At 63.9% G+C, this 11,917-nt stretch carries 10 protein-coding genes and 1 tRNA gene; 5 read left to right on the top strand and 6 right to left on the bottom strand.

The genetic code is table 11. The features are described from left to right. Position 1: 1 nt before the first annotated feature. Positions 2-898, bottom strand: a complete 897-nt coding sequence (gene cysD / locus FGU64_RS22620) for a sulfate adenylyltransferase subunit CysD (RefSeq protein WP_139955128.1) — start codon at positions 896-898, stop codon at positions 2-4. A gap of 291 nt (positions 899-1,189) precedes the next feature. After that, positions 1,190-1,777 (bottom strand): biotin transporter BioY, encoded by a 588-nt coding sequence (locus FGU64_RS22615; protein ID WP_136357828.1) that lies wholly within the window; start codon positions 1,775-1,777, stop codon positions 1,190-1,192. A 116-nt stretch (positions 1,778-1,893) separates the two neighbouring features. On the opposite strand from FGU64_RS22615, the gene FGU64_RS22610 reads away from it, so the two are divergent. After that, positions 1,894-2,802: an MBL fold metallo-hydrolase gene (locus FGU64_RS22610; RefSeq protein ID WP_139955127.1), complete on the top strand. Its 909-nt coding sequence runs from the start codon at positions 1,894-1,896 to the stop codon at positions 2,800-2,802. A 4-nt stretch (positions 2,803-2,806) separates the two neighbouring features. Here the strand turns inward: FGU64_RS22610 and FGU64_RS22605 are convergent, their stop codons facing one another. Next, the gene (locus tag FGU64_RS22605) at positions 2,807-3,598 is read right to left on the bottom strand and encodes a DUF1499 domain-containing protein (protein WP_139955126.1); all 792 of its coding nucleotides are present in this window, start codon (positions 3,596-3,598) and stop codon (positions 2,807-2,809) included. A gap of 81 nt (positions 3,599-3,679) precedes the next feature. Beyond that, positions 3,680-5,308, bottom strand: a complete 1,629-nt coding sequence (locus tag FGU64_RS22600) for a fatty-acid--CoA ligase (RefSeq protein ID WP_139955125.1) — start codon at positions 5,306-5,308, stop codon at positions 3,680-3,682. Between the two features lie 160 nt (positions 5,309-5,468). Between FGU64_RS22600 and FGU64_RS22595 the strand changes: the two genes are divergently transcribed. Together FGU64_RS22595 and FGU64_RS22590 are read left to right on the top strand one after the other, a co-directional pair. Continuing rightward, entirely contained in the window at positions 5,469-5,855 is a 387-nt protein-coding gene (locus FGU64_RS22595; protein ID WP_230978752.1) for a hypothetical protein, read from the top strand. Positions 5,856-5,971: 116 nt separating this feature from the next. After that, a complete protein-coding gene (locus FGU64_RS22590) occupies positions 5,972-6,376 on the top strand; it encodes a DUF427 domain-containing protein (protein ID WP_139955124.1) in 405 nt (134 codons plus the stop codon). A gap of 10 nt (positions 6,377-6,386) precedes the next feature. Here FGU64_RS22590 and ppdK read toward each other — a convergent pair whose 3' ends face one another. Beyond that, positions 6,387-9,053, bottom strand: coding sequence for a pyruvate, phosphate dikinase (gene ppdK, locus FGU64_RS22585; protein ID WP_139955123.1), 2,667 nt, complete (start codon positions 9,051-9,053; stop codon positions 6,387-6,389). Between the two features lie 187 nt (positions 9,054-9,240). On the opposite strand from ppdK, the gene FGU64_RS22580 reads away from it, so the two are divergent. Next, complete coding sequence (locus FGU64_RS22580; protein ID WP_139955122.1) at positions 9,241-9,585, top strand: VOC family protein; 345 nt, start codon at positions 9,241-9,243, stop codon at positions 9,583-9,585. An 85-nt stretch (positions 9,586-9,670) separates the two neighbouring features. Next, a tRNA-Gln gene (locus tag FGU64_RS22575) sits at positions 9,671-9,745 on the top strand. Positions 9,746-9,856: 111 nt separating this feature from the next. Here FGU64_RS22575 and FGU64_RS22570 read toward each other — a convergent pair. Then, positions 9,857-11,809: a nucleoside-diphosphate sugar epimerase/dehydratase gene (locus FGU64_RS22570; RefSeq protein ID WP_210239051.1), complete on the bottom strand. Its 1,953-nt coding sequence runs from the start codon at positions 11,807-11,809 to the stop codon at positions 9,857-9,859. Positions 11,810-11,917 lie beyond the last annotated feature (108 nt).

Below are 11,917 nucleotides of genomic sequence, written 5' to 3'. Positions count from 1 at the left end.
GTCAAAAGTATCCTTCGCGCTTCTTTTTTTCCATGGAGCCGGCTTCGTCGCGGTCGATGAGGCGGCCCTGCCGCTCGGAAGTACGCGCCGTCAGCATCTCGCCGACGATGGCTTCCAGCGTCCCGGCGTCGGATTCGATGGCGCCCGTCAGCGGATAGCAGCCGAGCGTACGGAACCGCACCATGCGGTTTTCAACGCGCTCACCGGGCCTCAGCTTCATGCGCTCGTCATCCTTCATGATGAGCATGCCGTCGCGCTCGACCACCGGCCGCGGCCTGGCGAAATAGAGCGGTACGATGGGGATGTCTTCCTGCAGGATGTACTGCCAGATATCGAGCTCGGTCCAGTTGGACAGGGGGAAGACGCGGATCGACTCGCCGGCAGAAATGCGTGTGTTGTAGATGTTCCACATCTCAGGCCGCTGGCTCTTCGGGTCCCAGGCGTGGCTCGCATTGCGGAAGGAGAATATGCGTTCCTTGGCGCGCGATTTCTCCTCGTCGCGCCGCGCACCGCCCAGCGCGGCGTCGAAACCGTATTTGTCGAGCGCCTGGCGAAGCCCCACCGTCTTCATGATGTGGGTGTGGGTGTTCGAACCATGGTCGAACGGATTGATGCCGTCCCTCACCCCCTCCTCGTTGATGTGGACGAGCAGGTCGAAGCCGAGTTTCTTCGCCATCTCGTCGCGGAAGGCGATCATCTCGCGGAACTTCCAGGTGGTGTCGACATGCAGGAAGGGGAACGGCGGCTTGGCCGGATAGAAGGCCTTCATCGCCAGATGCATCAGGACGGACGAATCCTTGCCGACGGAATACAGCATCACCGGCTTGGAGAAGTTAGCCGCCACTTCACGGAAGATGTGGATGGATTCCGCTTCGAGGCGCTGAAGGTGGGTCAACATGGCTTTGGCCTGGAAAGCTCGCTAGGCGGGTACAGACTGTGGCGCCTTCGGCACTATGCGTCCGGTCGTGCCCGCGTTCTAGCAGGTCGATATGCCCCCTTACAGAAAGGCGCCCGCAGGATCGTTCCGGTTTGCGAACATTATATTTGCCATTCGGCACGAAGACGCAAATTCCTACCATGCGCCCGATACACACACGGCCCGGTCATCGCCGGGCCGCGTGTCGATCTGAAATCGTGTGCCGCTGCTGTCGCGTGCTCCGGCAAGCCGGTACGCCAAGCGGCCTTCAGCCTATTTCCTGATCAGCGACCATACGGCCGGCACGGAAACCGCGGCCAGCGCCAGCTTGACCAGGTCCGGCACGATGAACGGAAGTACGCCGAACTGCCAGGCCTTTTCCGCGCCGATCAGCGTGGCCAGCCAGGCGAAGCCCATGGCCATCATGATGACCTCGGCCGCCATGAATGCGCCGAACAGCTTGAAGAGGTTGCGGTCGAAGCCACGGTCGGCCGCCCAGCCGGCGATGGCCGCCATGACGACGAAGCCGGCGAGATAGCCGCCGGTGGTGCCGAGCATATAGGCGATGCCGATGCCCTTTTCCGGCGTGCTCTGGAAGACCGGCAGGCCCATGGCGCCTTCGGCAAGGTAGAGCAGAAGCGTGGCAACGCCGAGGCGCAGGCCGAAAGCCGAGGCGATCAGCAGAACCGCCAGCGTCTGCAAATTCATGTCCACCGGCCCGAGCACCACCTTGGTCTTGGCCGACAGGGTCAGAAGCAGGGTTCCGCCCAGCGCCAGGCCGAACTGCATGGCGAGGCGCGCCGCCCGATTCTGCGGCAGGGCCAGTGAAACGAGGGGACGCATTGTCGTAGCGAGAGCCATTTGTCTTTCCATTCCCGATTTCAATCCGGCGCCTGACAAGGCGTCGCATTTTCCTATATTGAGTCCGGCGTCCTGCGGCAATCCATTTTGCCTCCCGTCCCCAGCGCGAGCCTGCAATGTCCCTGAAATTCGATGCCAGCTTCGATCCTGCCTACGGTAGCGCCGTCGCGGTGGCGCCCGGCGTGATGCGGCTTACCGCCCGCAATCCGAGCCCGTTCACCTTCCACGGCACCAACAGCTATCTGGTTGGCCAGGATACGCTGGCGGTCATCGATCCAGGTCCCGACGACAACGCCCATCTGCAAGCGCTGCTTCGTGCGATCGACGGGCGGCCGGTCAGCCATATCTTCGTCAGCCATACCCACAAGGATCATTCCCCACTGGCCGCACGGCTCCAGCAGGAAACCGGCGCGACGGTGCTGGCCGAGGGTCCGCACCGGCCGGCCCGCGCCTTGCGGACGGGCGAGGGCATCCGGCTCGACGCCAGCGGCGACCTTGCCTTCCGGCCCGACGCGACGCTGGCGGACGACGCGCTGACATCGGGCGACGGCTGGGCGATCCGCACGGTGCTGACGCCGGGCCACGCCGCCAACCACGCCGCCTTCGCGCTGGAGGGTAGCGGAATCCTTTTCTCGGCCGACCACGTCATGGCCTGGTCGACCAGCATCGTGGCGCCGCCGGACGGCGCGATGGCCGACTACATGCGCTCGCTCGACAAGCTCCTGGCGCGCGACGACCGGCTGATGCTGCCGGGGCACGGCGGCCCCGTCACCAAGCCGCGCGTCTTCATGCGCGGCCTCAAGGCACACCGGAAGATGCGTGAACAGGCCATACTGGACCGTATCGAGAAAGGCGACCGGACGATCCCCGAGATCGTGGCGGCGATCTACCGCGAAACCGATCCGCGCCTGCACGGCGCCGCCGGCCTTTCCGTGCTCGCCCACCTGGAAGACCTGGTGGCGCGCGGCGCGGTCGAAACGGATGGCGAACCGGCGCTCGATGGCGTCTTCCTGCCGGTGTGCTGAGCCGTTACTGGGCCGCGTCGGGACCGATCTGGCCGTTGATCTGCTGGTCGAGTTCAGTCAGGAATTCGACGATGCGGGCAGCGTTGTCGCCGAGGTCGTGGCGGCCATAGCGGGAAGCGGAGCGCATATCCACCAGCGTGGCGTCGCCTTCGGAAACCACCCGGATCGCCACATCGGCCGGCAATTCCAGAACGAAACTCGGGGCCACCGCGGCGATGACCAGTTCGCCGCTCGCCTCGTCCGCCGGCGGGATCGGTGCGGCCAGCCGCCAGCCGCGCCGTTGCAGGACGGCCGCCACCGCATCCACCACCGCGTCGAACGGCAAGTCGTAGCGGCGCCCCGCCACCAGCGGATAAGTCTCGTCCTGCAATCGCCGCTCGCCGGGCGTCGGCTCCGTCAGGGCGTTCATGTCCGGCGTCCGCTCCGCCGCCGTCGTCAATGGCAAGGGATCGTCCGTATCCGTCGCTATGTCGCGCAGCGGCGGATACGTCGCGATCCAATAGGCCGCGACGCCATAGGGTGCCAGAACCAGCAAGGCGATCATCGCACCGACCGTCAGGTCGCGGCCGCCGAGATCGCCGTACTGCCACAGCTTCGAGAAGGCGAAGCCGGCGAAGATCAGCGCGACGGCCGCGAGCAGAGCCACGATCGCCAGCACCCACAGGTAGGCCAGATGCTCGACAAGGCCGAAATGGTGACCGACCCACACGCAGACCAGCAGGACGGCTGAGAAGGCCGCAGTCCGCCGTGCCCATCCGGCCGCCCTCGTCGTCCGCCGTTCCGGATATTCGGTCATCTGCTGCGCCGCACCACTCACCCCGCGTCGAAGCCTTATCGGCTTTTGCGACGCGATTGAAGCCGAAAGGCGCGCAATCCTTCAATCCGTAGGCAGGCGATAGTCGCTGAACTGCTTGCGAAGCACCGTCTTCTGGATCTTGCCGGTGGCGGTGTGCGGAATCTCGGCGACGAAAGTCACGTCGTCCGGCATCCACCACTTCGCGACCTTTCCCTCCATGAAATCCAATATATCGTCGCGCGACGGCTTCCGGCCCGGCTTTCGCACGGCCACGAGCAGCGGCCGTTCGCCCCATTTGGAATGGGCGACGCCGATAACCGCCGCCTCCGCCACGTCGGGATGACCGACGGCGAGGTTTTCCAGTTCGATGGTCGAGATCCACTCACCGCCGGACTTGATGACGTCCTTGGCGCGGTCGGTGATCTGCATGTAGCCGTTGGGGTCGATATGGGCGACGTCGCCCGTGTCGAACCAGCCCTCTTCGTCGAACTGCTCGGCGCCGGCGCCGCCGTAATAGGCGCGCGCGACCGCCGGGCCACGCACCTTCAGGCGGCCGAACGTCTTGCCGTCCCACGGCAGGTGGTTGTCCTCGTCGTCGGTGACAGTCATTTCGACGCCGAACGGCGCGTAGCCTTGCGTCTGCTGGACGTCGAGCCGGGCGTCGCCCTCCAGTCCGGCATATTCGGGCTTGAGCGTGCACAGCGTGCCGAGCGGTGACATTTCCGTCATGCCCCAGGCGTGGACGACCTCGACGCCATAGTCGTCCTGGAATTTCTTCGTGATCATGCGCGGGCAGGCCGAGCCGCCGATGACGACCTTGTTGAGGTAGGGCAGTTTCCTGCCCGTCTCCTCCAGATATTGCAGCAGCATGAGCCACACCGTCGGCACGGCGGCGCTGAAGGTCACCTTCTCGGTATCGAGCAGTTCGTAGATCGAGGCGCCGTCCATCTTGCCGCCCGGCATCACCATCTTGGCGCCGATCATCGGGCAGGCCTGGCCGAGACCCCAAGCATTGGCGTGGAACATCGGCACCACCGGCAGCACCACGTCGCGCGAGGAAAGACCCATGGCATCGGGCATGGCCGCGATCATGGCGTGCAAGACGTTGGAGCGGTGGCTGTAGAGGACGCCCTTCGGCTCGCCGGTCGTGCCGGAGGTGTAGCACATGCCGGCCGCGGTGCCCTCGTCGAACGTCTTCCAGCGGAAATCGCCGTCCGCCTCGGCCAGCCATTCCTCGTAGGCGACGGCGTTGGCGAGCGTCGTCTGAGGCATGTGCGCACTGTCGGTCAGCACGATGACCTGTCGCAGCGACTTCACCTGCCCGGCAATCTTTTCGACCAGCGGCAGGAAGGTGAGGTCGACGAAGACCGCCTTGTCCTCGGCATGGTTCATGATCCAGACGATCTGTTCCGCAAACAGACGCGGGTTCAGCGTGTGATAGACCGCGCCGATGCCCATGATGCCGTACCAGGCTTCTAGGTGGCGGGCCGTGTTCCAGGCGAGCGTGGCGATGCGGTCGCTTAAGCCATAGCCGTCGCGCTCCAGCCGCTGCGCCACCTTGAGCGCGCGGGCGCGCAGTTCGGCATAGGTGGTGCGCACGATCGGCCCTTCCAGCGAGCGCGACACGATCTCGCGCCTGCCGTGCTGGATCGCCGCCTCGTCGATCAGCTTATGGCAAAGCAGCGGCCATTCCTGCATCAGACCGAGCATGTCGTTCCTCCCGTTTTTTCAGGCATTGTGAAGCGAACGCCGACAATGTCCAGCGACCTGTTCGAGCCTTGAACAAAGGTAGAATGCGTCACAATCCGGCCATTGTCGGCGGGAATCGTAATTTCCGGCGGGGTGCCGTTGGCGAATGGATGAGGTTCGCATGGGCGCGCAACTCGAAGACAAGGACATGGAAGACAAGAGCCTCGAAGACGGGGCTTTGGAAGAAAAGCTGGCCGAGAGCCTGGCAGACCTCGTGCCGGAGACTCATACCGTTTCCGAAGGTGAATTCGCCGAGGTCGTCGGCGGAGCGCTGGAAGCCGTCGGCGGCAGGTTGCTGTTCAAGATGCGGCTCGACAGGAACGGCGAGAGCGAGCATGTGGCCGCCGCGTCCATTGGCGACGGCGGCGAGCGGCAATTCCTCGTGCTCACCCTGCCCGCCAGCGGCGGTGCGCTGAAGGTGGAGGCAGCCTCCAAAAGCGAAAACCCGGTCGCCAGCCTGGCCGCTTCCTATGCCGGCCTGATGGATGTCTTCCAGGCGGCCGCATAACGGCCCTTCCAAAGGTCTGCACCGAGGCAAACATGGGTCAAACGGTCCGGCGAAGCCGCGATGTTGCGGAACATGCCGGCTCGGCGCACGTTATGCGGCAAAGATGGAGACGCCGCATGGACAATCCTTCACCGGGTTTTAAGAGCAATCCTTCGCACCACATTACGGTCGACCCGTTCGATGGCGTGGTGACCGTGCGCTTTTCAAGTGCGGTCATCGCTTCCTCGAAGAACGCCAAGGTCCTGAAGGAGGCCGGGCACGCCGACGTGCTCTATATCCCTTTCGAAGACATCTACTTCGACTTCCTTCGCCGCAGCGAGACTTCGACGCACTGCCCCTACAAGGGAGATGCGAGCTATTGGAGCGTGATCGCGGCGGGAGAAGCGCGCCCGGATATCATGTGGGCGTACGAACATCCCTACGACGAGATGCTCGCCATTCGCGGCCACGGCGCCTTCTACCCCGAAAAGGTGTCGATCGAGGCGACGGCCGCAGCCGCGACGGACAGGCCGATACCCTGAACCCGGCCGGTCAGTTCTTGCCGCGCACCGCCGCCTGCGCGGCGGCCAGCTTGGCGATCGGCACCCGGAAGGGCGAACAGGACACGTAGTCCAGCCCGACCTCCTCGCAGAAGCGGATCGAAGCCGGATCGCCGCCATGCTCGCCGCAGATGCCGAGCTTTATTCCCGGCCGGGCCGCCCTGCCCTTTTCCGCCGCCAGCCGCACCAATTCGCCAACACCCTCGATATCGAGGGAAACGAACGGGTCCTGCTCGATGATGCCCTTGTGCCTGTAAGTCTCCAGGAACGACGCCGCATCGTCGCGCGAAATGCCGAAGGTGGTCTGAGTGAGGTCGTTGGTGCCGAACGAAAAGAACTCGGCCGTCTCGGCAATGACGTTGGCGCGGATCGCGGCGCGCGGCAGCTCGATCATCGTGCCGACGAGATAGTCGATGTGGACGCCGGTCTCTTCCATCACCGCCTTCGCGGCCTGGTCGATGCGGGCCTTCACGTAGTCGAGTTCCTTGACCAGACCGACCAGCGGCACCATCACTTCCGGCACCACCAGTTGCCCTGCCTTGCGGCCGGCCTCGACGGCGGCCTCGAAGATGGCGCGCGCCTGCATCTCGGCGATTTCCGGATAGGAGACGGCGAGGCGGCAGCCGCGATGGCCGAGCATCGGGTTGAACTCGTGCAGCGCCTCGGTGCGCTGGCGCAGCTTGTCGGCCGAGACGTTCATGGCCGCCGCGACCTCGGCGATTTCCTCCTCGGTCTTCGGCAGGAACTCATGCAGCGGCGGGTCGAGCAGGCGGATCGTCACCGGCAGGCCTGCCATGATCTCGAACAGTTCGAGGAAGTCGGCGCGCTGCATGGGCAGCAGCTTGGCAAGGGCGGCACGCCTGTCCTTTTCCGTATCGGCCAAAATCATCTCGCGCATCGCGACGATGCGCTGGCCGTCAAAGAACATGTGCTCGGTGCGGCACAGGCCGATGCCTTCCGCGCCGAAGGAGCGGGCCATGCGCGCATCGGCGGGCGTTTCGGCATTGGTGCGCACCTTCATGCGCCGGGCAGCATCCGCCCATTCCATGATGGCGGCGAAATCACCCGAAAGCTCGGGTTGGAGCATCGGCACCGCGCCCTTCAGCACCTGGCCGTTGCCGCCATCGATGGTGATGACGTCACCCTTTTTCAGGGCGGTCCCCATCGCCATCAGCGTGCCGGTGCGATGATCGACGCGCAGCGAGCCGGCGCCTGAAACGCAAGGCTTGCCCATGCCGCGCGCCACCACCGCGGCATGGCTGGTCATGCCGCCGCGCGTGGTCAGGATGCCCTCCGCCGCGTGCATGCCGTGGATGTCTTCCGGGCTCGTCTCGACGCGCACCAGGATGACCTTGCGCCCGACCGCCTTGGCCTCCTCGGCCTCGTCGGAGGAAAAGACGATCTCGCCGGTGGCCGCCCCCGGCGAGGCCGGCAGGCCGATGCCCAGCACGTCGCGCTTGGCCTTCGGATCGATGGTGGGATGCAGCAGTTGGTCCAGCGAGGCCGGATCGATGCGCGCCACCGCTTCCGCGCGGGTGATCAGGTCCTCGTTCGCCATGTCCACCGCGATCTTCAGCGCCGCCTTGGCCGTGCGCTTGCCCGACCGCGTCTGCAGCATCCACAATTTGCCGCGCTCGATGGTGAACTCCAGGTCCTGCATGTCGCGGTAGTGCTTTTCCAGCCTCGACGAAATGTCGACGAAGCTCTGGAAGGCGTCCGGCATCAGCTTCTGCAAGGAGGGTTTGTCGGAGCCGGCGGCGATGCGGGCGGCCTCGGTGATGTTCTGCGGCGTGCGGATGCCGGCCACCACGTCCTCGCCCTGCGCGTTGACCAGGAATTCGCCATAGAGCGCCTTTTCGCCGGTCGAGGGGTTGCGGGTGAAGGCGACGCCGGTGGCCGAAGTCTCGCCCATGTTGCCGAACACCATGGCCTGCACGTTGACAGCCGTGCCCCAGCTTTCGGGAATGTCGTGCAGCCGGCGATAGGTGATGGCGCGCGCATTCATCCAGCTCGAAAAGACCGCGCCGATGGCACCCCAGAGCTGTTCCTGCGGGTCCTGCGGAAACGGCTTGCCCAGTTCTTCCTCGATCCGCGCCTTGTAGAGGGCGATCACTTCCTGCCATTCCAGTGCGGTCAGGTCGGTATCGAGCTCGTGACCGAGGCTCGCCTTGCGATCCTCGAGGATCTCCTCGAACACCTCGTGATCGAGACCGAGCACGACATTGCAATACATCTGGATGAAGCGCCGGTAGCTGTCATAGGCGAAGCGCTCGTCGCCGGAATCGGCGGCCAGCGCCCCGACCGTCTCGTCGTTGAGGCCGAGATTGAGAACCGTGTCCATCATGCCCGGCATCGACGCACGAGCACCGGAGCGGACCGAGACCAGCAGGAGCTTTTCAGGATCGCCGAAGCGGCGGCCGGTCAGCCGGCCGACATGGTTCAACGCTTCCTCGACCTCGCCTTCGAGAGCCGCTGGATAGGAGCGGCCGTTGGCATAATACCAGTTGCAGGCTTCGGTGGTGACGGTGAAGCCGGGCGGCACCGGCAGACCCAGACTGCACATCTCGGCAAGATTGGCACCCTTGCCGCCGAGCAGATTACGGTCGCTCGCGCGCCCTTCGGCCGCGCCGTCGCCGAAGGTGTAGACCCACTTGGTCATGTTCGCTCCCTAGTCTTCCAGGTTGGCGGACATCCTGTGCGGACGTTCGCCGCGAGCGATAGAATGCTGCGGTGCGAAAGGCAAGAAGTGCGACAGCGTACAATCGATTAAGAAAAAATCTTGCCCCCTGCTCTTGTCCAGTCGGGATGCGAGATATAGAACATAAAGAGAACAAAAGGACGACGCCATGAAACAGACAGGCAAGCTCGATTATCTGGAACTGCCGGCGGCGCACGGCAGGCTCGACAGCGTCAAGGCGTTCTACAGCGCCGCTTTTTCATGGTCCTTCACCGACTACGGGCCAACCTATTCGGCCTTCGATGAAGGGCTGGAGGGCGGCTTCCAGGCCGATGCGTCGGAGGTCGCGACAAAGCCGCTGCCGATCCTCTATTCGGAAAAGCTGGAAGAAACGCTGCTTGCCGTCACCAATGCCGGCGGAACGATCGTCAAGCCGATCTTTTCCTTCCCCGGCGGCCGGCGTTTCCACTTCCTCGATCCTGCTGGCAACGAGTTGGCGGTGTGGGGAGAATAGGCGCTTTGGCGATCGTAGGTGATTGTGCTTTTCGGCAGCTCTGCCTATAAGGCCGCTCACATTCGATCCGACGCGATCGGGACGTTGGGGCGTCGCCAAGTGGTAAGGCATCGGTTTTTGGTACCGACATTCCCAGGTTCGAATCCTGGCGCCCCAGCCATTTTCCGATAGTACAAACAGACAGCCATCTGTGATCGGCTCGGGACGGCTTAATCGCCAGGCGTAAATCCCCCTGTCTTCCGACGCAGATGGGACGAGCCGCAACCGCGGATCAGAACGAGCCGGCCCTCCGGTCCAGGAACGGCTCGTCTCCGGGCTGACGCCAGCCATTCGCGGCGGTTGGCGCCGTTTCGCCGTTCCAGTTGAAGCCGGCTACCGTGCGCATCAGCGCGCCAGCAAGCATGGCAACGTCCTGCCTCTCGACGCAGTGGCGTATGGTCTCGATCTCCCCGGCAAGCTGCTCGGGCGGGACAAAACTCTCACGCGCCATCATGATATGCGAATTCGACGTGCGTTGCGGATCGTTGCCGATAAGAAGTTCCTCATAGAGCTTCTCACCCGGCCTCAGGCCAACGATCTTGATTTCGATATCGCCATAGGGATTGGCGGGCGTGCGCTCGACATGACCGGACAGGCGGATCATCTTGCGCGCAAGATCGATGATCTTGACGGGGTCGCCCATGTCCAGCACGAAGACCTCCCCGCCCTGCGCCATTTGCGACGACTGGAGGACCAGGCCGACAGCCTCCGGGATGGTCATGAAATAGCGGATAACCTCGGGATCGGTCACGGTCAGCGGACCGCCCGACGCGATCTGGCGCCGGAAAAGCGGAACCACCGAGCCACTGCTGCCCAGCACGTTGCCGAAACGTACCATGGAGAAAACGGTCTGCTGTCCCGCCTTCGCCGCCAGCCCCTGGATGATCTGCTCGGCCAGGCGCTTGCTCGCGCCCATGAAATTCGTAGGACGAACGGCCTTGTCGGTGGAGATCAGGGTGAAGCGCTCGACGCCTGCAGCCTCGGCCTGGTGCGCCACGATCGCCGTGCCGAGTATGTTGTTGGTCGCCGCCTCGATCGGATTCGATTCGACCAGCGGCACGTGCTTGTAGGCAGCGGCATGATAGACGAGCTGCGGCCTGTGCCCCTCCATCACCATCCTGACCCGGACCTCGTCCCGGATCGAGCCCAGGCAGGACACTATGATGGTCGGGACTTTCAGTTGCGGCGCCAATCTGCGCAGTTCATCGTCGATGATATAGAGGCTGAACTCGTTGTGGTCGAACAGGACCAGCTTGGCGGGTCCCAACGAAAGGATCTGGCGGCTCAGTTCGCTGCCGATCGAGCCGCCGGCGCCGGTGACAAGCACGGTCTTGCCGACCACCGCGGACCTGTCGAGCGCCGTGATGATCGGCGCCCGCTCGAGCAGATCGATGATCTGCAATTCCTGAATTTCGTCGACCCTGGCGGTGCCCCGCGCCAGATCCAGGATGCCGGGAATCGTGCGCACACGAACTTGAAGATCGGCCAGCGAATCAACGATCTGACGCCGCCGTTCGACGCCAGCACTCGGAACCGCGATCAGGATGTCGCTGATGCCGAGGCGGGTAACGACTTCGGCTGCATGGGCCGGGTCGATGACGGGGCGACCGTGTACCCGCCAGTTATGCTTGGCCGGATCGTCGTCCAGAAAGCCGCGGACCCGGTATTCCGGGGTCATGGCCAGCGCCTCGTATGCCTGCGCCCCGGCCTGCCCGGCGCCATAGATCAGCACGTTCTTGACCGTGGCCACCCCGGGGGCGGATCGAACCAGCAATTGCGAGGCGACTACGCGGCTGCCGAACACGAAGGTGAAGAAAAGGATGGGCTGGAGGATACCGATCGTGCGCGGTACGCCGGGAAACTTGGCGATCAAGAGGATGACGCTGAGAAGTATTCCATACAGGAAGACGGCGCTCGCCACCGAAGCGAGGCTCGAGGCTCCGGAATACCGGAAGATCGCCCGATAAAGGCCCAGCCGGATGAAGAACGGAACGAACAGAAAGCCGGCGAGGCCGTAAGGGATCCATTCATAGGCCTGGGGCGAATGATCTATGTCCAGCCGCAAGGAAAAGGCGAGCCACATGGCCGCCAGCGACATCACGATATCAGCGAAAAGCGCAAGAAACTGCTTTTGCCACCGAGGCAGACTGATGAGCTTCTTACGAAAATCCATTTCGGGCGTCATTCTGTCATTTTCTATAGGTGACAGAAAGGCACCGCAAGCACGCCACGAAGCCGCTCACGCAAGATGATCGCGCTGCGAAACTCACCTGGTCCGTTCCATGTGGAAAAT

Origin of the sequence: Mesorhizobium sp. 8 (assembly GCF_006351905.1) — a bacterium.
Taxonomy (GTDB): Bacteria; Pseudomonadota; Alphaproteobacteria; order Rhizobiales; family Rhizobiaceae; genus Mesorhizobium; species Mesorhizobium composti.
Note: the sequence above shows the minus strand (reverse complement) of the source record. Positions and strands in the feature narration are given on the sequence as shown.